18 protein-coding genes and 3 pseudogenes are annotated in these 21,478 nt (G+C 70.9%); 15 read left to right on the top strand and 6 right to left on the bottom strand.

The annotated features are described in order from the left end of the window. Positions 1–90 precede the first annotated feature (90 nt). The 8 genes and pseudogenes from FVA80_RS26070 (at position 91) to FVA80_RS26035 (ending at position 8,966) form a co-directional block, all read left to right on the top strand. Positions 91–651 carry an isochorismatase family protein gene (locus tag FVA80_RS26070; RefSeq protein ID WP_147910392.1) on the top strand — a complete coding sequence of 187 codons (561 nt, stop codon included), beginning with the start codon at positions 91–93 and terminating at the stop codon, positions 649–651. Next, positions 648–1,655: a helix-turn-helix domain-containing protein gene (locus FVA80_RS26065; protein WP_147910393.1), complete on the top strand. Its 1,008-nt coding sequence runs from the start codon at positions 648–650 to the stop codon at positions 1,653–1,655. The genes FVA80_RS26070 and FVA80_RS26065 overlap by 4 nt, the downstream gene beginning before the upstream one ends. 207 nt (positions 1,656–1,862) lie before the next feature. Continuing rightward, complete coding sequence (gene hydA, locus FVA80_RS26060) at positions 1,863–3,290, top strand: dihydropyrimidinase (RefSeq protein WP_147910394.1); 1,428 nt, start codon at positions 1,863–1,865, stop codon at positions 3,288–3,290. A 48-nt stretch (positions 3,291–3,338) separates the two neighbouring features. Beyond that, positions 3,339–4,334, top strand: a complete 996-nt coding sequence (locus FVA80_RS26055; protein WP_147910395.1) for an ABC transporter ATP-binding protein — start codon at positions 3,339–3,341, stop codon at positions 4,332–4,334. Positions 4,335–4,350: 16 nt separating this feature from the next. Then, positions 4,351–5,613, top strand: coding sequence for an extracellular solute-binding protein (locus FVA80_RS26050; protein ID WP_147910396.1), 1,263 nt, complete (start codon positions 4,351–4,353; stop codon positions 5,611–5,613). Between the two features lie 241 nt (positions 5,614–5,854). Further along, a pseudogene (locus tag FVA80_RS26045) lies at positions 5,855–6,786 on the top strand (ABC transporter permease). 15 nt (positions 6,787–6,801) lie between these two features. Next, entirely contained in the window at positions 6,802–7,695 is an 894-nt protein-coding gene (locus tag FVA80_RS26040; protein WP_147856256.1) for an ABC transporter permease subunit, read from the top strand. A 581-nt stretch (positions 7,696–8,276) separates the two neighbouring features. Beyond that, complete coding sequence (locus FVA80_RS26035; protein WP_147908443.1) at positions 8,277–8,966, top strand: 50S ribosomal protein L25/general stress protein Ctc; 690 nt, start codon at positions 8,277–8,279, stop codon at positions 8,964–8,966. Positions 8,967–9,183: 217 nt separating this feature from the next. Here the strand turns inward: FVA80_RS26035 and pdxH are convergent, their stop codons facing one another. Then, positions 9,184–9,825 carry a pyridoxamine 5'-phosphate oxidase gene (gene pdxH, locus FVA80_RS26030; protein ID WP_147908444.1) on the bottom strand — a complete coding sequence of 214 codons (642 nt, stop codon included), beginning with the start codon at positions 9,823–9,825 and terminating at the stop codon, positions 9,184–9,186. A gap of 93 nt (positions 9,826–9,918) precedes the next feature. On the opposite strand from pdxH, the gene FVA80_RS26025 reads away from it, so the two are divergent. Continuing rightward, positions 9,919–10,410 (top strand): RT0821/Lpp0805 family surface protein, encoded by a 492-nt coding sequence (locus tag FVA80_RS26025; protein ID WP_246692151.1) that lies wholly within the window; start codon positions 9,919–9,921, stop codon positions 10,408–10,410. A gap of 339 nt (positions 10,411–10,749) precedes the next feature. On the opposite strand, the gene FVA80_RS26020 is transcribed toward FVA80_RS26025, so the two are convergent. Next, a complete protein-coding gene (locus tag FVA80_RS26020) occupies positions 10,750–11,049 on the bottom strand; it encodes a hypothetical protein (protein WP_147957898.1) in 300 nt (99 codons plus the stop codon). Positions 11,050–11,383: 334 nt separating this feature from the next. Between FVA80_RS26020 and FVA80_RS26015 the strand changes: the two are divergent. After that, a pseudogene (locus tag FVA80_RS26015) lies at positions 11,384–12,990 on the top strand (formyl transferase). 173 nt (positions 12,991–13,163) lie between these two features. Here the strand turns inward: FVA80_RS26015 and FVA80_RS26010 are convergent. Then, entirely contained in the window at positions 13,164–13,463 is a 300-nt protein-coding gene (locus FVA80_RS26010; RefSeq protein ID WP_246692150.1) for a type II toxin-antitoxin system RelE/ParE family toxin, read from the bottom strand. Further along, positions 13,453–13,698 carry a type II toxin-antitoxin system ParD family antitoxin gene (locus FVA80_RS26005; protein WP_147908448.1) on the bottom strand — a complete coding sequence of 82 codons (246 nt, stop codon included), beginning with the start codon at positions 13,696–13,698 and terminating at the stop codon, positions 13,453–13,455. Before FVA80_RS26005 ends, FVA80_RS26010 begins: the two co-directional genes overlap by 11 nt. Positions 13,699–13,901: 203 nt before the next feature. Here FVA80_RS26005 and FVA80_RS26000 point away from each other — a divergent pair. The 4 genes and pseudogenes from FVA80_RS26000 to FVA80_RS25985 all read left to right on the top strand — a co-directional run bounded on the left by FVA80_RS26000 (position 13,902) and on the right by FVA80_RS25985 (position 18,630). Next, positions 13,902–15,893 (top strand): annotated as a pseudogene (locus FVA80_RS26000) (monovalent cation:proton antiporter-2 (CPA2) family protein). A gap of 8 nt (positions 15,894–15,901) precedes the next feature. Next, positions 15,902–17,566 carry an MATE family efflux transporter gene (locus FVA80_RS25995; protein ID WP_246692149.1) on the top strand — a complete coding sequence of 555 codons (1,665 nt, stop codon included), beginning with the start codon at positions 15,902–15,904 and terminating at the stop codon, positions 17,564–17,566. Next, positions 17,491–18,237, top strand: coding sequence for a DUF937 domain-containing protein (locus tag FVA80_RS25990; protein WP_147957897.1), 747 nt, complete (start codon positions 17,491–17,493; stop codon positions 18,235–18,237). The genes FVA80_RS25995 and FVA80_RS25990 overlap by 76 nt, the downstream gene beginning before the upstream one ends. A gap of 75 nt (positions 18,238–18,312) precedes the next feature. After that, positions 18,313–18,630, top strand: coding sequence for a cupin domain-containing protein (locus FVA80_RS25985; RefSeq protein ID WP_147908452.1), 318 nt, complete (start codon positions 18,313–18,315; stop codon positions 18,628–18,630). Positions 18,631–18,723: 93 nt separating this feature from the next. Here the strand turns inward: FVA80_RS25985 and FVA80_RS25980 are convergent, their stop codons facing one another. After that, positions 18,724–19,170, bottom strand: coding sequence for a hypothetical protein (locus FVA80_RS25980; RefSeq protein ID WP_147908453.1), 447 nt, complete (start codon positions 19,168–19,170; stop codon positions 18,724–18,726). Then, complete coding sequence (locus FVA80_RS25975; protein ID WP_147908454.1) at positions 19,167–19,817, bottom strand: hypothetical protein; 651 nt, start codon at positions 19,815–19,817, stop codon at positions 19,167–19,169. Before FVA80_RS25975 ends, FVA80_RS25980 begins: the two co-directional genes overlap by 4 nt. A 268-nt stretch (positions 19,818–20,085) precedes the next feature. Here FVA80_RS25975 and glyA point away from each other — a divergent pair, with 268 nt between their 5' ends. Beyond that, on the top strand, positions 20,086–21,390 hold the full coding sequence (gene glyA, locus FVA80_RS25970) for a serine hydroxymethyltransferase (protein WP_147898955.1): 1,305 nt from the start codon (positions 20,086–20,088) through the stop codon (positions 21,388–21,390). The last annotated feature ends 88 nt before the right edge of the window (positions 21,391–21,478 follow it).

The raw sequence follows: 21,478 nt of genomic DNA, 5'->3' as shown, positions 1-21,478 counted from the left end.
GATCGGTCCGCAGGTTGGCTGCGCGGTTTCTTTCGCGGGTTTCGCAAGAGGGCGATCCTGCCGCTCGCTTCACCGCGTGGGAGACACGAAATGTCCGATGTTGCGTTGCTGGTCATCGACGTCCAGGAATCCTTCCGTCACCGGCCGTTCTGGAGCGAGGCGGACGTGCCGCTCTTCACCGAACGCCTCCAGGCGCTGATCGACGGCGCGGCGGCGCGCCGCATTCCGGTGCTGCAGGTGTTCCACGTCGCGGAAACGGGTCCGTTTGCGGTCGAGTCCGGCCATGTCCGCACCCTCGAGCCCATCGTGATCGCGCCGGCGGCCATGTTCCACAAGCGCCGGCACAGCGCGCTGGTCGATACGGGTCTCGCGGGCTGGCTGACGCAGCGCGGCATCCGCCGCCTGATCGTGTCCGGGATCCGCACCGAGCAATGCTGCGAGACCACCACCCGCCACGCCTCCGACAGCGGCTTGCAGGTGGATTACGTCACCGAGGCGACGCTGACCTTCGCGATGACCCATCCTGACGGCCGCAGCTTCAGCCCGGACGACATCAAGGCCCGCACCGAGCTGGTCCTGGTGGACCGCTTCGCCCGCATCGCCACGGTGGCGCAGGCGCTCGCCGGCCGGGACCTGCCGGTCGCCGCATGAGCGAGGCGGCGCGGCGCAGCATCCCGGTCCTGGTGGTCCTGCCGCCGCGCACCCTGCTGCTCGATCTCGCCGGCCCGGTCGAGGTGCTGCGGATCGCCGGGGCGGTGCAGGAGCGGGTCGCCTTCGCGGTCCGCTCCGTGGCGCCGGATCCGTACACCCGCTGCTCGATCGGGCTGGCCCTGAGCGGCGCCGAGCCGCTGCCGGAGGCGATCGCGCCCGGCACCGTGGTGCTCCTGCCCGGCGCGTCGTCCCGGGTGCTCGGCTGCGAGGCCGACCCGGACGACGCGGCGGCCGAAGCCCGGATCGTCGACTGGCTGCGCGGCGCGGTCCGGCCGGGCCACACCCTGGTCACGGTCTGCGAGGGCACGCTGATGGCCGCCCGCGCCGGGCTGTTCGACGGCTATGCCTGCACCACCCATCACGCGAGCTGCGCCCGGCTCGCCGCCCTGGCGCCCCGGGCGCGGGTGCTGGAGAACCGGCTGTTCGTGCAGGACCGGGATCGGTTCAGCAGCGCCGGCGTCACGGCGGGCGTCGACCTGATGCTCCGACTCGTCGCCGACTGGGCCGGCCCTGCCGCCGCGCTGGCGGCGGCCCGGACCCTGGTCGTTTACATGCGGCGCGGGCCCGACGACCCGCAGCTCTCGCCCTGGCTGGAAGGCCGCAGCCACCTGCATCCGGTGGTGCACCGCGCCCAGGACGCGATCGCGGCCGAGCCCGCCCGGGACTGGTCCCCCGAGACCCTCGGACGCCTCGCCGGGGCGAGCCCGCGCAACCTCGCCCGGCTGTTCCGGCTCCATGCCGGCATGACCGTGACCGACGCGGTCAACCGCGCCCGGATCGCCCTGGCCCGGGACCTGATCGCCCAGACCGACCTCGCCCTGGAGCAGGTCGCCGACCGCGCGGGTTTTGGCTCGGCCCGGCATATGCGACGGGTGTGGGGCCGGTTCCACGCGGCCGCCCCCTCGAGCCTCAGAGCCAAAATCCCGGTTTCGAAAGGTCCGTGACCTTTCGCGGGTCCAGGGCGGAGCCCTGGGTGCCTCAGGGGCTCCGCCCCCGAACCCCTGCCAAAGGGCTGCGCCCTTCGGGAACCCATGACTTGGGCACTCTGGACCCCGCCGGACGGCTGTGCCCTCCTCGCGTCGCCCGAATCGGCGCGGACGATGCATCCGCCCGTCCCGACAGGCGCCTGCGGGCGCGGAGGAGAGCGCGTCATGCCCGAATTCGACCTGGCGATCCGCGGCGGCACCGTGGTCACGGCGAGCGATACGGTGCGGGCGGATGTGGGCGTGCGCGGCGGGCGGATCGTGGCTGTGGCCGAGGGCATCGCCGACGCCGCCCGGGTGATCGACGCCTCCGGGCTGCTGGTGCTGCCCGGCGGCATCGACAGCCACGTCCACATCGCCCAGGATCCCGGCCCCGGCATCGTCATGGCGGACGATTTCGCCAGCGCGACCCGGGCGGCGGCGGCCGGGGGCAACACCTGCGTGATGCCGTTCGCGGTCCAGCCCCGGGGCGGATCGCTGCGCGGCGCGGTGGATGCCTACCGGGCCAAGGCCGAGGGCCAGTGCCACGTCGACGTGGCGATCCACATGATCGTCTCGGACCCGAGCGAGGCGGTGCTCGGCCAGGAGCTGCCGGCGCTGGTGGCCGACGGCTACACCTCGTTCAAGGTGTTCATGACCTACGACGACCTAGTCCTGAACGACCGCCAGCTGCTGGACGTGTTCCACGTCGCGCGGCGGCAGGGCGCCCGGGTGATGGTCCACGCCGAGGGCTACGACGCGATCCGCTATCTCAGCGACCGGCTGGAGCGGGCGGGCGAGACGGCGCCCTACGGCCACGCCCTGTCCCGGCCCGAGGTGGTCGAGCGCGAGGCGGCGCACCGGGCGATTAGTCATGCCGAGCTGATCGACCTGCCGATCGTGATCGTCCACGTCTCCGGCCGCGAGGCCACCGAGCAGATCGCCTGGGCGCAGGCGCGCGGGCTGAAGATCCGGGCCGAGACCTGCCCGCAATACCTGACGCTGACGGCCGAGCACATGAAGGGGCTCGGGCTCGACGACCCGATGGCGGGCGCGAAATACGTCTGCTCGCCGCCGCCCCGGGACGAGGCCAGCCAGGAGGCGGTCTGGTCCGGCATCCGGCGCGGGATCTTCGACGTGGTCTCCTCGGACCACTCGCCGTTTCGCTACGACGATCCGCAGGGCAAGCTGAACCCGCGCGGCAGATCCTCGTTCCGCTGGATCCCGAACGGCATCCCGGGGGTCGAGACCCGGCTGCCGGTGTTCTTCTCCGAAGGCGTCTCGAAGGGGCGGATCAGCCTCAACCAGTTCGTCGCGCTCACCGCCACGAACCACGCCAAGCTGTACGGCCTGTATCCGCGCAAGGGCTCGATCGCCCCGGGCTTCGACGCGGACCTCACCCTGTGGGACCCGAACAAGCGCGAGACGATCCGCCAGGAGATCCTGCACCACGGCTCCGACTACACCCCCTGGGAGGGCTTTGCGGTCACGGGCTGGCCGGTGATGACGATCGCGGGCGGCCAGGTGATCGCCGAGGACGGCAAGGTCCTGTCCGAGCCGGGCCGCGGCCGGGTGCTCGACCGGGCGGTCGATCCGGCCGAGCGGCGGGGTGCGTGACGGCGACGCTGGCCCGCCGCTTGCGTGCCGTCTCCGGGGGAGCTTCGCATGAATGTCGAGCTGATCGGCCTGACCAAGCGCTACGGCGCGGCCACCGCGGTCGACGCCATCGACCTGAAGGTGCCGTCCGGGGCCTATTGCTGCCTGCTCGGGCCCTCCGGCTGCGGCAAGACCACGACGCTGCGGATGATCGGCGGCCACGAGCGCGCGAGCGCCGGCGACGTGGTGATCGGCCCGAAAGCCGTGGGCGACGCGACGCCGGCCGAGCGCGGCACCGCCATGATGTTCCAGAGCTACGCCCTGTTCCCGCATCTCGACGCGCGGGACAACGTCGCCTTCAGCCTGCGCATGCGCGGCGTCAGCAAGGCCGAGCGCCGGGCCAAGGCGATGGCGATGCTCGACCTCGTGCAGATGGGCCACCTCGCCGGGCGCCTGCCGGCCCAGCTCTCGGGGGGGCAGCAGCAGCGCGTGGCGCTCGCCCGCGCGCTCGTCACCGGCCCGAAGGTGCTGCTGCTGGACGAGCCGCTCTCGGCGCTGGACCCGTTCCTGCGGGTGCGGATGCGGGTCGAGCTGAAGCGGATCCAGACGGAGCTCGGGCTCACCTTCATCCACGTCACCCACAGCCAGGAGGAGGCGATGGCGCTCTCCGACCTTGTGGTGGTGATGAATGCCGGCCGGATCGAGCAGGCCGCTGACCCGCGCACCGTGTTCGAGCGGCCGGCCACCGCCTTCGTGGCCCGGTTCATCGGCGGCCACAACGTGATCCGCCTGCCGGACGGGATGATCGCCGTGCGGGCCGACCGGATGCGGCTGGGCGCCGAGGCCGGCCCGGAGGCCCTGCCGGCCCGGGTGGTCGCGGTCGAGTACCAGGGCACCAGCGTCCATGTCGGGCTCGACGCGGACGGGCTGGAGCGGGCGCCCGACAACTCGGCTGCCCTGACCGCCGTGCTCAGCGATGCCGCCTTCGCGGCCCGCCCGCTCCGGCCGGGCGACACGGTCCCGGTCGGCTGGGACGAAGCCGCAGCCCACCGCCTCGACGCGTAGACCTTTGGAGACGACCATGGATCCGTTCTCGAAGCCGAGCCGGCGCACGCTCCTGAAAGGCGCCGCGGCCCTGGCGGCGACGCCGGTGACCGGCTTCCCGGCCGTGCACGCGGCCGAGCCCGTGACCCTGCGCTACCTCGGCACCGCGGTGAGCCAGTCGGCGGACATCGCCCGGAAGGTGAAGGAGGATCTGGGCATCACCCTCGAGTACATCCCGGTGGTGACCGACGAGGTGACCAAGCGGGTGGTCACCCAGCCGAACTCGTTCGACCTGGTCGACACCGAGTATTTCAGCCTCAAGAAGATCATCCCGTCGGGCAACCTGGGCGGCCTGGACGCCAGGCGGATCGCGCTCGCCGACAAGATCTCTTCGGTGTTCACCAAGGGCGAGGTGGCCGGCAAGCGGATCGGCGACCAGGGCACCGCGCCCAAGAAGGTGTTCTACCTCGAGGGTCAGGCCGCCAAGACCTTCGCGTCCGCGCCGACCGAGTGGCTGACCCTGATCCCGACCACCTACAACGCCGACACGCTGGGCATCCGGCCCGACCTGATCAAGCGGCCGGTGGAGAGCTGGAAGGATCTGCTCAACCCCGAGTTCAAGGGCAAGGCGTCGATCCTGAACATCCCCTCCATCGGCATCATGGACGCCGCCATGGTGGTGGAGGCCACCGGCGACTACACCTACGGCGACAAGGGCAACATGACGAAGCCCGAGATCGACCGCACCATCAAGGTGCTGATCGAGGCCAAGCGCGCCGGCCAGTTCCGGGCCTTCTGGCAGGACTTCAACGAATCCGTGAACCTGATGGCGTCCGGCGAGACGGTGATCCAGTCGATGTGGTCGCCCGCCGTGACCAAGGTGCGGGCGCAAGGGGTGCCCTGCACCTACCAGCCGCTCAAGGAAGGCTACCGCGCCTGGGCCCAGGGCTTCGGCATCCCGAAGACCCTGAGCGGCCGCAAGCTCGACGCGGCCTACGCGTTCATCAACTGGTTCCTGTCCGGCTGGGCCGGGGCCTACCTCAACCGCCAGGGCTATTATTCCGCGGTGCTCGAGACCGCGCAGGCGAACATGCAGCCCTACGAGTGGGCGTTCTGGATGGAGGGCAAGCCCGCCGAGAGGGACATCCTGGGCCCGGACGGCACCCTGATCGAGAAGGCCGGCGCCACCCGCGACGGCGGCTCCTTCGACCAGCGCATGGGCTCGGTCGCCTGCTGGAACGCCGTGATGGACGAGAACACCTACATGGTGCGCAAGTGGAACGAGTTCATCGCCGCGTGAGCGCCGTGCCTGGCCCCTTCTCCGCCCCAGCTCTCGGGCTTGCCCGAGAGCCGGTCCCCTCCCCCCTCTGCGGGGGAGGGTGGCCCGCGAAGCGGGTCGGGAGAGGGGAGCGCCGTATCCGGAAAAGTCGCGACGGGCGTGAAACCCAGAACCGTCGCGCCGCCCCTCTCCCCCCCTGCTGCGCAGGGTACCCTCCCCCGTGGAGGGGGGAGGGAGAGGCGCGCGGGTCGGAGGCCGTCCGGTGAACGACCTCACCCCTCCCCGCCCCGCCGAGACCGCCGCCGCCCCGACCGCCGCCGCCCCCAGGCCCGGCGCCGCAGCCTCGCCTACCTCCAGGCGGCGCCGCTGGCCCTGGTGTTCCTGGTCTTCCTGGTGGTGCCGCTGCTGCTCACCGCCGTGGTGTCGTTCTGGGAGTACAACGAGTACGCGATCACCCCGGCGCTGACCCTGCAGAACTACGCCGACCTGTTCGACGGCTGCCTGTCGGCCGACCTCTGCACCACGATCCGGACCTATCTCTCGACGCTGAAATTCGTCGCCCTGACGCTGGCGATCACCCTGCCGCTGGGCTTCTCCATCGCCTACTTCCTGGCCTTCCACGTCCGCTCGGACACGGTGCGGATGGGCCTGTTCCTGCTCTGCACGATCCCGTTCTGGACCTCGAACGTGATCCGCATGATCTCGTGGATCCCGCTGCTCGGGCGCAACGGCCTGGTCAACGACACGCTCCGCAGCCTCGGGCTGATCAAGGCGCCGATCGAGGGCCTGCTCTATTCCGACTTCGCGGTGGTGCTGGCCTTCGTGCACCTCGACACGGTGTTCATGATCGTGCCGATCTTCAACAGCCTGGCGCGGATCGACCGGTCGCTGATCGAGGCGGCGCGGGATTGCGGCGCGTCCGGGTTCCAGACCCTGTGGAACGTGGTGCTGCCGCTGACCAAGCCCGGCATCGCCATCGGGTCGATCTTCGTGGTCACGCTCGTGATGGGCGACTTCGTCACGGTCGGCATGATGGGCGGCCAGCAGATCGCCAGCGTCGGCAAGGTGATCCAGGTGCAGATGGCCTACCTGCAGTTCCCGGCCGCCGCCGCCAACGCGGTGGTGCTGCTCGCCGCCGTGCTGCTGATGATCCTCGGGCTCACCCGGATGATCGACCTGCGCAGGGAACTCTGAGGATGGAGCTGTAGGATGGACCGGCCGCGCGGCTTCGCCTTCTACGGGCTCGCCGGGATTTTCTGCCTCTACGTTCTGTTCCTGTACGGGCCGACCCTGACGATCCTCACCCTGAGCTTCCAGGGCCCGTCCGGCGGCCTGACCTTCCCGATGAACGGGGTCTCGACCCACTGGTTCGCCAAGCTGTGGGAGGGGGTCGGCGTCGTCGACATCTGGGCGGCGCTGCGGCGCTCGCTGATGCTCGGGCTGGTGGTGATGGCGCTCACCGTCACCCTCGCGTTCTACGCCGGCCTCGCCTTCCGCAAGGGGTTCGCCGGCGCCGGCTTGGTCTTCGCCCTGGCGGTGTCGAGCCTGATCGTGCCCTCGATCGTGGTCTCCCTCGGGATCGGTCTGGAGTTCCGGCTGCTGGACGACGCGGTCAAGGCGCTGGCCGAGGCCACGGGCTGGGGATTCCTGCAGGACCACGGCACGTTCATGGGCCTCTTCACGTCGGCACTGGGGGCGCACCTGACCTGGACGCTGCCCTTCGGGCTGCTGATCATGTTCGCGGTGTTCAACCGGTTCAGCCCCGCCTACGAGGAGGCCGCCCGCGACCTCGGCGCCACCGGGGCGCAGACCCTGCGGCACGTGGTGGTGCCGATCCTGGCCCCGGCCCTGGTCGGCGTCGCGCTGTTCGGCTTCACCCTGTCGTTCGACGAGCTCGCCCGCACCAGCCAGGCGATCGGCGGCCGCAACACCCTGCCGCTGGAGCTGCAGGGCCTCACCACCACGGTGACGACCCCGGAGATCTACGCGCTCGGCACCACCACGACGGCGTTCTCCGCCCTGGTGATCGGCACCGCGCTCGGCCTGACCGTGTGGCTGCAGCGGCGCCGGGCCCGGCGGGCGCTCGCGGGGCTGCGGCCGTAAGGGGGCGGTTGGACGGGCAGTCTGTTGCCGGTTGAGGCGCGGCCCTTTCCCGGACGCCTGGCCCGGACGCCTGGAACGTCAGTGGACGGCGATCCGGGACCTCGCAGGCCATGCGCCGCGCAAGCGGCACCATCGAGACGCGGCGTTGCCGCGAAGGGACGCCTCGCGTCGTCCTGTGCTGGGTCCCATTCCGCTGACGCCGCATGCGCTCGGGACAAGGGGCGACGCCCGCATGGCAACGCTCTGCGAGTCAGTTTCCGTGGAGCCGGAATCTGCGACCATCACGCGTCAAGCTTGGCAGCGTTCATCCGCTCGGCGTGGTGGGCGCGCAACGCGGCGAAGACTTCAACGGCAGGAATCGCCGGCCGGGCCGCCAATCGGCCTCGGGCATGTCGACCCGCGATGCTGCCAAGGTGCGAGCGACAGCGCACCGAACATTGCCAATCCGCCCCCATCCGTGTATGCGCACCGCGCGCCCTCCGACACCCTTGGAGGCAGGGGCGCACCGGGAAGGTCACAGCCGTCCGCGTCGGGCGGCTTTTTCGTTTTCCGGGTCCAGCCATCATTTGAAGGATCACGCCATGAGCGCAGTCAAGACGCTTGAGGCCGTGGCACGCGACCGGGTCGGCAAGGGGGCCGCCCGGGCCGTTCGTCGCCAGGGTCAAGTTCCCGCCGTCGTGTACGGAGGCGGCCAGCCGCCGCAATCCATCGCCATCGACCTCGTCCGCGCGCGGACCCTGATCTATGCCGGCGGGTTCAAGACCACGCTGTTCGAGATCAAGGCCGGCGGCAAGACCGTCCGGGCGATCCCGCGCGACTTCCAGCTCGACCCGGTCTCCGGCGTCCCGCTGCACGTCGACTTCCTGCGCGTCGTCTCCGGTCAGACCGTGACCGTCGAGGTGCCGGTGCACTTCGTCAACGAGGACGCGGCCCCCGGCATCAAGAAGCTCGGCGGCACCCTCAACATCGTCGCCCACACCCTGACCCTCGAGGTCGCCCCCGACCAGATCCCGGACGCGATCGAGGTCGACCTGACCGGCCGCCAGATCGGCGACGTGATCCACGTCTCCGACGTCAAGATCCCGGCCGGCACGCATACCGGCGAGCCGACCGATCCGGTCGCCAACATCGTGCCGCCGACCGTGCTGGGCGCCGAGGTCGAGGCCGAGGAGGCCGCGATCGCCGAGGCGCAGTCGGCCGAGGCCGCCGAGGAGAAGGCCGAAGAGGCCGCTGCCGAGGACGAAGAGAAGAAGGACGGCGAGGAGGCCTGAGCCTCGTCGCATCCCGCGTCGCGTCGAGAGCCCCGGTCTCCGCCGGGGCTCTCTTCGTTTCCGGGGAAGCTCACCGCCAAATCCAGGGTTCGTGGGCTGGGTCTTATGTTTATACTCTCCCGGTTGGGGGGGGGGGTGGGGGGGCGGAGCCCTCGAGATGCCAGGGCTCTCCCCTGGGCCCGCAAAGGGTCTCGACCTTTTGAAACCGGGACTTTTTCTACGGATACAGCCGCGACCGGCTCCAGCCGTCGCCGGTCCGGGTGAAGCGGACCCGGTCGTGCAGGCGGTAATCGCCGTTCTGCCAGAACTCGAGCGACACCGGGGCGATGCGGAAGCCGGTCCAGTGCTCGGGCCGGGGGATCGGGCCGTCCTCGTAGCGGGCGGCGAGATCCTGCACCTCGGCCATCAGCGTGGCGCGGTCGACGAGCGGGCGCGATTGCCGGCTGGCGATGGCGCCGAGACGGCTCTCCCGGCGGCGGCTCTCGAAATAGGCATCGGCCTCCTCCGGCGTCACCGGTGAGACCGGCCCCCGGGCGCGGACCTGTCGGCGCAGGCTCTTCCAGTGCAGGACCAGGGCGGCCTGCGGGTTCTGCGCCAGCTCCTCGCCCTTGGCGGATTGGAGGTTGGTGTAGAACACGAAACCGTGCGCATCGAAGCCCTTCAGCAGCACCATGCGCACGTCGGGAAGCCCGTCCGACCCCGCGGTGGCCAGCGCCATGGCGTTCGGATCCTCCGGCTCGGCGGCCTGGGCCTCGCGCATCCAGGCGTCGAACAGCGCGACGGGGTCGTCGCTGAGGGTAAAGTCCGAGGTCGGGGCAACCGCGCCGGCGCTCGGGTCATCGGTCCTTAACTGATCCACGGCAAGACTCCTGCCTGCCGCGTCCAGGGCCTGAGGGGGCCACCGACATCGGCATGTTCGGTCGAGCGGATAGCCCGTCGTGAGTCAGGTGTAATGCGGCGATGCGCGTGTAAAGAGCCAAGCCGACGGTTGCGCGCCCCTGTGGCGATGACGGCCGTTTCGCTGGCGATGCTCCTGTGCAGCTGCAGCCAGCCGCTGCTGGTGTTCCGCGGCGAGCCCGCTGCGGCGAACCCGCCCGTGGCCGAGGAGCCCGTGGTCACCGGCAGCATCGAGAAACGGCCCGCGAGCTTCGGCAGCGACCTCGGCGAGGAGGATTGGCGGCGCGCCCGGGCGGCGCTGTCGGTCGCCCTCGATCCGCAGGGTAACGGCCGGCCGGTGAAGTGGGACAACCCGGAGACCGGGCTGCACGGCGCGGTCAACCCGACCGGCTTGCCTTACGTGGCCGACGACCTGATCTGCCGCAACTTCCTGGCCTCGGTCATCGGCCCGGGCCGCAGCCGCTTCGTGCGCGGCACCGGCTGCAAGCCGTCCGGCGGCCATTGGACGCTCAAGCGGGTCCGGTCCGCCGCATCGGAGCGATCCTGATGCGCGCGCGTCGCTCCTGACGTCGGACGGGAGCGGGGCCGTGCAACCGGCAGCGTCGATCCCGCATGTCCCGTGCGGGCTTTGACGTTCCCGCATCGCGTTCGGGGCGTCCGTACACCTAAGAGCGACGCTTTCAGCGAGCGGGTGCCAATACGCATCCCCTCGCTCGGTGCGCGGGGAGAAGAGAACCCGCGCTTCGTCCAGGGTCTGCGAAGCCCCTCTCCTGCACGGGCGCAGGACTACCCCATCGGATAATGGGCCCGTCGCGGCCTGGGGAGGCGCTACGGACCCGTACGATCGCCGAAAACGGCTCGATCGGCCCGTGGGCCGAACCCGTCCTCAGTACGGGTAGCCGTAATACGGCCGCACGCGCAGGCGCGGCTGCGCGGCCGGCGGGTGGCGGCGCGGGCGGCGGCCTCCGGATCGTAGGGCGCGGATATACGGGTCCAGGGCGGGGTCGCGGTAATTGCCGTTGTTGACCCCGGCGGAGCGGTCGTTGCCGCTCAGCGCCGCGTAGGGCGAGAGGCCGCTGCCGCTGTCGCCACCGCCGCCACCACCGCCGCCCCAGGCGAAGGCCGCGCTCGGGAGGCCGATGAGCAGAGCCGCCGCCAGCGGCATCGTCAGCGTCTTGCGCGTCATGTCGTGTCTCCGCATCACATCCAACGGGCGAACCGTTCAGCCGATCCGCGAGTTCCCGAGGCGGGCCTGGATCGCCGCGCGGCATGGTATCACGGCTGCGTAACGGTGGGTTATCGCGATGCGTTCGAGGCAGGCTCCCGCGTTCATCAACAGACTCCGCGCGGATTAACCGCTTAGCGCGGAGAACCTGCGACGAGACTTGTTTGATCGTGCTACGGAGCGATAGCATTCGTGCGTGCGACAACCGTATCGTCGGCTGTCTTCGCGCTTGTTCGGGAACTGGATTCGCGGTGAGCGTCGCTACGGGATTCGACACGCCGCACGGGTGCGTCTGATGGAGCGGGCGATCGGAGGCGCCGACGGGCCGGCCCCCAGGGTCGGCCGCGGGCCGGTCTGGCCGGAGCCCCGGGCGGCCGCCCCGCGCCCGGTCCTGCTGCGGATCGCCGTGCGGCTCGACCGCCGGACCCTGCGCGGCTGGCACATCCGCCTCCTCGACCAGCTCGGACAGGGTCCCGACCGGCGCGTCCGGGTCGCCTGGGTCGCGGGCGCGCAGGGGCTGCCGCCCAATGCCGAGTTGCTGTTCCGCCTGGAGGCGGCGATCCACGGCCTGCCCCGGCCGGGCCTGGCCACGCCGGCCGAGCCGGTGGCGCTGGCCGCCTACGGGCGGACGCCCCGGCGGACGACGCCGACCTCGTCCTCGACCTGTCGGGCGGGCCGGACGATCCCGCCGTCACCGGCCCCCCGGTCTGGCGGCTCGATTTCGACGGGATGCCGGGCGAGGCCGGGCTGCTCGCCGCCCTGTTCGCCGGCAATGCGCCGGTGGCGGCCCTGCGCGGTCCGGACGGTGCCCCGGTGGCGGTCGGGCGCCTCGGCGCGGAATCCCACACGGTGATGCTGGTCGCGTTCGAGGATTACCTCGCCCGGACCATCACGCTGATCGCCGCCGCCCTGGACGGGGCCGCCTCGACGCACCTGCCGGACGGGTCCGGGGCGGCGCTGCAACCGGCGTCGCGCTTCGACCTCGACGGCCTCGGCGTCAGCCGGCGCGCCGCCGGCGGCCTGGCCCGGCAGATCGCCCGCCGGCTCTACGCGCTCTGCTTCCACCGCCCGCAATGGCGGGTCGGATGGCGCCGCGTCGTCGGCCCGGACCTGATCGATCTGCGCCGCCACCCCGAGGGCGGCTGGACCGACCTGCCCGACGACGGGCGGCGCTTCTACGCCGACCCGTTCGCGATCGCGCATGGCGGGTCGGTCACCCTGTTCGTCGAGGAATTCGACTATCGCCGCGGCAAGGGCGTGATCTCGGCCCTGAGCTTCGACGCGTCCGGGCCGCGCGGCCGTCCGGAGCCGGTTCTGGAGCTCGACACCCACCTGTCCTACCCGTTCGTGTTCGAGGCGGACGGGGCGGTCTGGATGATCCCGGAATCCCACGCCTCGGGCACGATCGACCTCTATCGGGCGACCGCCTTCCCGGGGGGCTGGGTGCACGAGGCGGTGCTGGTCGACCACGTGGTGGCGGGCGACGCCACGCTGCTGCACCACGAGGGGCGCTGGTGGATGTTCGCCACGGTCCGGGCGGGCGGGGGGAGCTATTCCGACACCCTCCACCTCTGGCACGCGCCGCATTTCCGCGGCCCCTGGACGCCGCACCCGCGCAACCCCGTGCTGATCGATGTCGGCTCGGCCCGGGCGGCGGGACCGATCGTGGCCCGCGACGGCGCCCTGATCCGGCCGGTGCAGGATTGCCGCCAGGGCTACGGCGCGGCGCTCGGCCTCGCCCGGATCCTGCGCCTCGACGGGGACGGCTACGAGCAGCGCGTGGAGACGCGCCTCGGCCCCGGGGCGGCCTGGCCCGGCTCGCGCCTGCACATGCTGAGCGCGGCCGGCGGCTTCGAGTTCATCGACGGCTCGCGCCGGGCCCGGGCGCGGCTGCTGGGGTGATCAGGGCCACGTCGCCAGCGCCCGGATCGACCGCGCGCTTCCGGACCCGAGCAACGCTTCCAGCAGAGCCACGCGCTGGCCCGCGATGACGCTCTTGAACACAGCGACTGAACGCCGTGCGCGCCCTCGACTGAGGAAGGTCGAAAATCTCAGCTGGTCGCGATCAAGCCGCGTCAGGATAGGCCGGACGGCACATCCATGCGCCGATGCAGGATGCGGATGACATCGATCCCGGCACCTGTCTGCCGGTAGACTATGACATGCGATCCGACCGCGTATCGAAATAGCCGGCGCGGATCTCGACGGTGCAGCCGACCTTCGCGCCGGTGGCAAGTTCGCCGGCCACGTCCACGATCCCCCGATGGTAGCGATCGGCTTGGTCCGGTGACCACAGCCCGAACGCGTAGCGCCAGGTCTCTTCCCGGTCGGCACGTGCCAGGGGGGGGTAACCGGGCGCCGGGGCTAGCGGCCATACTCGGCCGGCATCGCCTGCAGGAACGCGGGACTGTCCAGTTCCTCCGCGGGACCGGACCGTTCCCCGGCGATAAGGGCCGCTCGAAGCGCGGCGACCTTCACCTCGTGCTCTTCGAGCAGGCGCAGACCCGCGCGAACGACCTCACTGGCCGATCCGTAGCGCCCGTCGGTGACCTGACGATCGATGAACCCGGCAAAATGGTCCCCGAGCGAGACGGATGTGTTCTTCGCCATGGCAGCCCCCTGATACCAGAGGATACCATGTTTTGGTATCAAACGCGCAGGGTACCGGACGGCCCCTCATGAGCCCGCACCCCCGCCGGCCGAAAAGCCCGCTTGTGCCGATTGGCACCCCCGCGCATCTCGCATCGCGGCGCCGCGCACGCTAAGCCGGGCCTGCGCCCACGAACCCGAAGCCATCCGCCGAGAAGACCTGCATGGCGAGTCCCGTCGAACATGCGAGCTTCCTGCCGCCGGTCCTGACCTTCCTGGCGGCCGCGGTGATCGGCGTGCCGGTGTTCCGGCTGATCGGCCAGAGCGCGGTGCTCGGCTACCTGGTGGCCGGCGTGCTGATCGGCCCGTCCGGCCTGTCGCTGATCGCCGAGCCCGAAACCGCGGCGAGCGTCGCCGAGATCGGCGTGGTGCTGCTGCTGTTCATCGTCGGGCTGGAGCTGCACCTGTCGCAGCTGGTCTCGATGCGGCGGGACATCTTCGGCCTCGGCGCGGCGCAGCTCGTGGCCTGCGCGCTGGTGCTCGGCGGCGTCGGGCTGGCCGCCGGGCTCAGCCTCGGGGCGGCCACGGTGATCGGCATCGCGCTGGCCCTGTCGGCCACCGCGGTGGCGCTGCAGCTCCTGGAGGAGCGGGGCGACCTCGGCAGCGCCTATGGCGGCCGCGCCTTCGCGGTGCTGCTGTTCCAGGACCTCTCGGTGGTCGGCATCCTGGCGCTGATGCCGCTCTTGGCCACGGCCGGCGGCGGGGCCGGCGGTCCCTGGCTCGGGGCGGCGGCGATGTCCACCGGCAAGGCGGTGGCGGCGATCCTGGCGGTGGTGCTGGTCGGCCGCTACGGCCTGAACCCGTTCTTCCGGCTGCTGGCGGCCAGCGGCGCCCGCGAGGTGCTGACCGCGGCGGCGCTGCTGGTGGTGCTCGGCACGGCGCTGCTGATGGAGCAGGTCGGCCTGTCGATGGCGATGGGCGCGTTCCTGGCCGGCATCCTGCTCGCCGAATCGAACTTCCGCCACCAGCTCGAGGCGGAGATCGAGCCGTTCCGCGGCATGCTGCTCGGCCTGTTCTTCATGAGCGTCGGCATGTCGATCGACGGCAGCCTGGTGCGGGAGGTCTGGCCGGCCCTGTTCGGGGCGACGCTGGGGGCGATCCTGGTCAAGGTCGCGCTGGTCGCCGGCCTGTTCCGGCTGTTCGGCTCGGACACGCTCGGGGCGCTGCGCGGCGCGGCCGTGCTGGCGCCGGCGGGCGAGTTCGCGTTCGTGCTGCTGCCGCAGGCGGAGGATCTCGGGCTCACCGGCCCGACGGCGACGCGCTTCGCGGTGGCGCTGGCCGCGCTCACCATGCTGATCGGGCCGATCGCCGCCAAGGGCCTCGACAAGCTGATCGAGCGCCGCACCGCCCGCGGGCAGCCCGACGTGTCGGAGCCCTCCGCGGAGCTGGCCGAGAGCGGCGAGGCCCGGGTGCTGGTGATCGGCTTCGGCCGGTTCGGTCAGGTGCTGACCCAGGTGCTGCTCGCCGAGGGCATCCCGGTCACCGTGATCGACAAGGACGTGGAGCAGCTGCGCGCGGCCTCGCGCTTCGGCTTCCGGATCTATTACGGCGACGGCACACGGCTCGACGTGCTGCGCGCCGCCGGGATCGGCCGGGTCGAGCTGGTCTGCATCTGCGTCGACGACCGCGCCGGGGCGCTCAAGATCGTCGACATCGTGCACGAGGAATTCGCCAGCGTGCGCACCTTCGTGCGGGCCTACGACCGCCTGCACGCCGTCGAGCTGATGAACCGGGACGTCGACTTCCAGATCCGCGAGACCGCGGAATCCGCCCTCGCGTTCGGGCGGGCGGCGCTGGAGGGGCTCGGCCTGTCCCCGGAGGTGGCCGCGGCCCGCCGAGGACGTGCGCAAGCGCGACATCGCCCGCCTGGTGCTGCAGCAGGCGGGCGCCCTGCCGGACGGCGCCGGCTGGATGCGCGGCGCCGCCGCGGGCTGAAACCCGAGCCGCTGACCGAGCCGATCCGCCCGGCGCGCGCCTTGAGCACCGAGACCCGCGACCTGATCGGCAACGACCGGCGCGAGGCGGCCGAGCGGGTCCTCGACAAGCCCGCCCTCGCCCCGCAGGAGCCCGACGCGCCCGGAGCCGACGGCGAGGGTGAGACCGAGGGCGAGCCGGAATCCGAGCTGGAATCGGAAGGCAGCGCCCGGGATGCGTGAGCGTCCCGATGCCTGACGGCCTGCCCCCGGCCCCGGCGGGCCGGTTCGTCAGCGGCTCGATCCTCCGGCACGTGGTCGTGATGGCCGCCACCGGCTCCGTGGGGCTGATGGCAATCTTCGTGGTCGACCTGCTGTCGCTGTTCTACGTCTCGAAGCTCGGCGACCCGAACCTCACCGCGGCGATCGGCTTCGCGGCGATCGTGCAGTTCTTTGCCACCGCGGTGAATATCGGCCTGATGATCGCCGCCGGCGCGCTGGTGGGCAAGGCGGTGGGCGCGGGCGACCGGGCGGCGGCACGGCGCCTGTCGAGCTCGGCGCTGGGGTTGGGGAGCCTGGCCGCGGCCGTCATCGCGGCGCTGATCTTCGCCCTGTCGGACCCGCTGCTGAGCCTGATCGGCGCGCGCGGCGAGGCGCTGCGGGTGGCGGGGCTGTTCCTGGCCATCACGCTCCCGTCGAACCTGCTGCTCGCCGCCGGCATGCTGTTCACCGGCCTGCTCCGGGCGGTCGGCGCGGCCCGGCAGGCCATGCTGGTGACGCTGGCGGGCGCCATCGTCACCGCGGCGCTCGATCCGCTGCTGATCTTCGGCGCCGGCCTCGGCGTCGAGGGCGCGGCGATCACGGTCTGCGTGGCGCGGGCGACCTTCGTGGCGGTGGGCCTGCGCGGGGTCATGCGGCACCATCTGCTCGGCCTGCCGCGGGTGGCCGACATGGTCGCCGATGCGCCCGTGCTGGCGGCGGTCGCCGGGCCGGCGGTGCTGACCAACCTCGCGCCCTCGGTGGCGAGCGCCTTCCTGGCCCGGCTCTTTGCCGGCTACGGGGCAGACGCGGTGGCGGCCGCCGCCGTGATCGACCGGCTGACCCCGGTGGCCTTCGGGGGCCTGTTCGCCCTGTCGGGGGCGATCGGGCCGATCCTGGCGCAGAACTGGGGCGCGGGCCGGTTCGACCGGATGCGCGGGGTGCTGCGCGAGGCGGTCCGGGTGACGCTGGTCTACGTGGCCGTGGTCTGGTTGCTGCTGGCGCTCGCCCGCGAGCCCCTGGCGTCCCTGTTCGGGCTGCAGGGCGTGGCGCGCGACCTGTTCGGCTTCTTCTGCCTCGCCGGCGGGGCGATCTGGTTCTTCAACGGGATGCTGTTCCTCGGCAACGCCGCGTTCAACAACCTCGGCTTCCCGGTCCGCTCGACCCTGCTGAACTGGGGCCGGGCGACGCTGGGCACCGTGCCGCCCGCGATGCTCGGCGCCGCGCTCTACGGCCCGCGCGGGGTGGTCGCCGGGATGGGCCTCGGCTCGCTGGTCTTCGGCATCCTCGGCATCCTGCTCGCCCGCCGCACCGTCGACCGGCTGGAGGCGCGGGGCGGGCGCTTGCCGCAGCCGCAGCCGCAGCCGCAGCCGGCGCAGAACGCCCGCCGCTGCCGGCCGGCCACCCCATCCCGGGCCGGTGAGCTGAGCCCGGGGCGCCCGGTCCGGCACGCAATACCGCCCGATCGTCCGGGGCGGGCCGATCTGAGCACAAGTTCCTCTCGCGGGAACTGGTATTTCGCCGCGCAACCGGTCACCATGCCCCGTCCCGGCCGGTTCGACCGGGACGGGGACGAGGCGTCATGTTCAACCCGCTCGAGATGTTCCAGGCCCAGGGCGAGGCCGGGATCCAGGCGATGGCCCAGCAATTCGGCCTGAGCCCCGAGCAGACCGCCCGCGCCTTCGAGGCCTTGATGCCGGCCCTGACCCTCGGGCTCCAGCGCGGCGCCGGCCTCGACCCGAGCAGCTTCGCCCGGATGTTCGGGATGCCCGAGGCCGCCCGCGCCGCCGCGCCCCAGGGCCTCGAAGCCCTCACCCAGATGTTCGGCTCGGCCCCGCTGATGCAGGCGGTGCTGCGCCAAGCCTCCGCCACCAGCGGCGTCGGCGCCCAGGTGCTGCGCCAGATGCTGCCGATGATGGCCGGCGCCGTGGTGACGAGCATCGTCCACGTCATGCTCAACCCGCCGCAGGCCGAGCCCGCGCAGGCCCGGCCGGTTGCGCCCCCGCCCCCGTGCCGTTCCCTGTTCGGCCCGGCCTGGGCGAGATGGCCAAAGGCGTTCATGCCCGGCGCCACCGTGGCCCCGGCCCCGCCGCCGAAGCCCGCCCCCAAGTCGGCCGGGGAAAAGGCCGGCGAGGCGGGCTCCGCGATGATCGAGCAGATGATGCGCACCGGCGCCGAGGTGCAGGGCAACAACATCCGGGCGATGCAGGAGCTGTTCGAGACCTTCTGGCCGTCGTCGGGACAACCCGCGGCTCCGGCCCCGCCGAAGCCCGAGCCGAGCCCGCCGAAGCCCCGGCGCGGCCGCGGCCCCGAGGGCGGGACCGGTTGACGCGCGGTCGGCGATACGGCGCCGGTTGACCCGGTGCGGCCGGGACGCATCTCCCGCGGCGAAGGAGATGCCCCGATGACCGACCACCTGACCGCCTGGGACTCCCGCGCAGAGACCGTCGCCGCCAACGGCGTCGCCAAGCGCACGATCCCGGGTGCCGGGGCGAGCCTCGTGCGGGTCGTGGTGCCCGCGGGCGTCTCGGCGGGGCGCCACAGCCACGATCACGAGCAGTTCGTGCAGGTGATCTCCGGCTCCGGATTCCTCGAGACCGAGCAGGGCCGCACGCCGTTCGCCGCCGGCAGCGTGTTCCATTTCCCCGCTGGGACGTGGCATGCCGCCGCGTTCGAGACCGAGACCGTGCTGGTGGAGACGAATCTTTCAGCGCAGGGCTGAGAGGAATACGTTTCGGGAATCCCATCCAAGGCACGGCCGGTCAGGCGACGCGCTCGAGAACAGGTCTCCGTCAGGGCACGGTTCTGTGCTGGATCATCCTGCTCCCCCGTTAAGCCGCTTCTCCAGATCCTCGGCGGCGGGCACCGTGTCGCGCGCGTACTCGACCGCCTGATCGGCGGTCAGCAATCGGCCCTCCTGCGGATAGAAGGCGAGCCCTCCGACCAGCTTCACGCAGGCCGCGATCGCAATCAGTGCACCGATCGATTCTGAGATGGCACCGAAGCTGAAGGCATACACGCAAGGCCAAGAGCCACCGAAATCAATCTCTGCATAGGTTTCGGTCAGATCCGACAACGGGATGACTGAGCATTCGAAGCCCGTCTCCCGACCTTTCCGCATCGCCGGCAGATGTCCCGACGAAGCAGGGGGGATCTTTTCTGAGCCCAGCCGCAGATCAAAGCCAAGCGCGTCAATGGCAGCCTGCCACTCCGATCTGCTGGTGAGCGGTCGCGGGCATAGCGCATACGCTTCCATACTCATGCGTCACCAACTCCGACCCGAACAGCAACCGAGAAATGGCTTTTCACTGAAATACCCCGAAGAAGATGAATCTCGATAACCGGAATGCTTTCGTCGACGCCCGCACCCGTTCTCAATGCGCGAACGCGATTTGGCGATAGTCCTTCTTCACCGGTCTTGATGTCCCAGATTGCCCTGATTGGCGCGGCGCTGGTTCGACCATCCCGGAGAAGCACATCCGTGCGTATGCTTCCTGAAAAACCGTGCCGAACGACGTCACCGGCGACGAAACTCTGCTCGACACCGTCCCGGCCAATACCGGGAAGATCCAATTCACGCAGCCGCGCTGCCAGCTTCGCATGGATCTGAAGACCGTATAAAAACCCCTCTCCAGGCTCCGTGCTCTCGACGACGTCCTTGAGAACATCGAGAAGCTCATCCGTCTTAGCGTCGATCCGAGCATCGCCCGTTCGGTCCCTTCGAACGACGGTCAGCGAGCCGTTCCCTCCGCACCATCGGCCATTGCAGTCGCGCGGCTGATCGGGTCTGAATCCGGCTTTGATGTCTAGAAGGCGAAGGGCAATGAAAGCCAGACTGAGACGAAGTTCTGCGATGGCATACGCTAAGGTCGGATCCTGGTCATGATTTCGCATGGCGCTGCTGCCCATCACGTTCGTTCTTGTTTTATTCCATGATTATTTTCCTGATTTCAAGCGATTCTGGGCACTTCTAGGATCGCGCGCCCACTGCGGGCCGACAGCGCCAAACATCCCACCTGCGCGAAGCATCTCACCTGCGGCAAATTATTCTTTGCGCCGATCCAAAATGCCTGTGCTTGGCGGCACGGGCCGGCCCGTGTAGGAATCCCGCACGAATGCCCGCCCGTGCACGCCGACGAAAGGCCGGGCACCGCCCCTTCCAGAACAGAGGCAGACCATGAGCGCCGGTACCGCCGCCGACAAGCACTTCTCGAACAGCTTCTTCGCGGCCCCGCTGACCGAGGCAGATCCCGAGATCGCCGATGCGGTGTCGAAGGAACTCGGACGCCAGCAGCACGAGATCGAGCTGATCGCCTCGGAGAACATCGTCTCCCGCGCCGTGCTGGAAGCGCAGGGCTCGGTGCTGACCAACAAGTACGCGGAAGGCTATCCGGGCCGGCGCTACTACGGCGGCTGCCAGTTCGTGGACATCGCCGAGAACCTCGCCATCGATCGCGCCAAGCGCCTGTTCGATTGCGGCTTCGCCAACGTGCAGCCGAATTCCGGCTCGCAGGCCAACCAGGGCGTGTTCCTGGCCCTGATGCAGCCCGGCGACACCTTCCTGGGCCTCGACCTCGCGGCCGGCGGCCACCTCACCCACGGCGCCCCGCCCAACGTCTCGGGCAAGTGGTTCAAGCCGGTCTCCTACACGGTGCGCCGCGATGACCAGCGCATCGACATGGAGCAGGTCGCCGCCCTCGCCGAGGAGCACAAGCCGAAGGTGATCATCGCCGGCGGCTCGGGCTACCCGCGCCACTGGGACTTCGCCAAGTTCCGCGAGATCGCCGATTCCGTCGGCGCCTACTTCATGGTCGACGCGGCCCACTTCGCCGGCCTGATCGCGGCCGGCGTGCATCCGTCGCCGTTCCCGCACGCCCACGTGGTCACCACCACCACGCACAAGACGCTGCGCGGCCCCCGCGGCGGCATGATCCTCACGAACGACGAGGCGCTCGCCAAGAAGTTCAACTCGGCGATCTTCCCCGGTCTCCAGGGCGGCCCGCTGATGCACGTCATCGCCGGCAAGGCGGTGGCCTTCGGTGAGGCGCTCCGGCCCGAGTTCAAGATCTACGCCCGCCAGGTGGTGGAGAACGCCAAGGCGCTCGCCGACACCCTGATGTCGGGGGGCTACGACATCACCTCGGGCGGCACCGACAACCACCTGATGCTGGTGGACCTGCAGCGGAAGGGCCTCACCGGCAAGGCGGCCGAGGCCGCCCTGTCGCGGGCCGACATCACCTGCAACAAGAACGGCGTGCCGTTCGACACCCAGAAGCCGACGATCACGTCGGGCATCCGGCTCGGCACCCCGGCCGGCACCTCGCGCGGCTTCGGCGTCGCCGAGTTCAAGCAGATCGGCGGCTTCATCGTCGAGGTGCTGGACGGCATGGTGGCCAAGGGCGAGGCCGGCGATCCGGAGGTCGAGGCCTCGGTGAAGAGCCGCGTCCACGCCCTGACCGACCGGTTCCCGATCTACGGCTGAGGCCGGTGCGCGGCGGCCTTCCGGCCCGTCCGCGTGTAGTCTAGGAAACGGCCGCGGACCCGACCGGTCCGCGGCCGTTTCCATGCGT

The sequence above is a fragment of the Methylobacterium sp. WL1 genome (genome assembly GCF_008000895.1).
Taxonomy (GTDB): domain Bacteria; phylum Pseudomonadota; class Alphaproteobacteria; order Rhizobiales; family Beijerinckiaceae; genus Methylobacterium.
The sequence above is the reverse complement of the archived record's forward strand: the minus strand, read 5'-3'. Positions and strand labels throughout refer to the sequence as shown.

What these genes read in the sequence shown, in the direction of transcription:
- FVA80_RS26070 (WP_147910392.1), top strand. Translation starts at nt 91, where the DNA reads ATGTCCGATGTTGCGTTGCTGGTCATCGACGTCCAGGAATCCTTCCGT.
- FVA80_RS26065 (WP_147910393.1), top strand. Translation starts at nt 648, where the DNA reads ATGAGCGAGGCGGCGCGGCGCAGCATCCCGGTCCTGGTGGTCCTGCCG.
- hydA (WP_147910394.1), top strand. Translation starts at nt 1,863, where the DNA reads ATGCCCGAATTCGACCTGGCGATCCGCGGCGGCACCGTGGTCACGGCG.
- FVA80_RS26055 (WP_147910395.1), top strand. Translation starts at nt 3,339, where the DNA reads ATGAATGTCGAGCTGATCGGCCTGACCAAGCGCTACGGCGCGGCCACC.
- FVA80_RS26050 (WP_147910396.1), top strand. Translation starts at nt 4,351, where the DNA reads ATGGATCCGTTCTCGAAGCCGAGCCGGCGCACGCTCCTGAAAGGCGCC.
- FVA80_RS26040 (WP_147856256.1), top strand. Translation starts at nt 6,802, where the DNA reads ATGGACCGGCCGCGCGGCTTCGCCTTCTACGGGCTCGCCGGGATTTTC.
- FVA80_RS26035 (WP_147908443.1), top strand. Translation starts at nt 8,277, where the DNA reads ATGAGCGCAGTCAAGACGCTTGAGGCCGTGGCACGCGACCGGGTCGGC.
- FVA80_RS26025 (WP_246692151.1), top strand. Translation starts at nt 9,919, where the DNA reads ATGCGGCGATGCGCGTGTAAAGAGCCAAGCCGACGGTTGCGCGCCCCT.
- FVA80_RS26020 (WP_147957898.1), bottom strand. Translation starts at nt 11,049, where the DNA reads ATGACGCGCAAGACGCTGACGATGCCGCTGGCGGCGGCTCTGCTCATC.
- FVA80_RS26010 (WP_246692150.1), bottom strand. Translation starts at nt 13,463, where the DNA reads ATGGCCGCTAGCCCCGGCGCCCGGTTACCCCCCCCTGGCACGTGCCGA.
- FVA80_RS26005 (WP_147908448.1), bottom strand. Translation starts at nt 13,698, where the DNA reads ATGGCGAAGAACACATCCGTCTCGCTCGGGGACCATTTTGCCGGGTTC.
- FVA80_RS25995 (WP_246692149.1), top strand. Translation starts at nt 15,902, where the DNA reads ATGCCTGACGGCCTGCCCCCGGCCCCGGCGGGCCGGTTCGTCAGCGGC.
- FVA80_RS25990 (WP_147957897.1), top strand. Translation starts at nt 17,491, where the DNA reads ATGTTCAACCCGCTCGAGATGTTCCAGGCCCAGGGCGAGGCCGGGATC.
- FVA80_RS25985 (WP_147908452.1), top strand. Translation starts at nt 18,313, where the DNA reads ATGACCGACCACCTGACCGCCTGGGACTCCCGCGCAGAGACCGTCGCC.
- FVA80_RS25980 (WP_147908453.1), bottom strand. Translation starts at nt 19,170, where the DNA reads ATGAGTATGGAAGCGTATGCGCTATGCCCGCGACCGCTCACCAGCAGA.
- FVA80_RS25975 (WP_147908454.1), bottom strand. Translation starts at nt 19,817, where the DNA reads ATGGGCAGCAGCGCCATGCGAAATCATGACCAGGATCCGACCTTAGCG.
- glyA (WP_147898955.1), top strand. Translation starts at nt 20,086, where the DNA reads ATGAGCGCCGGTACCGCCGCCGACAAGCACTTCTCGAACAGCTTCTTC.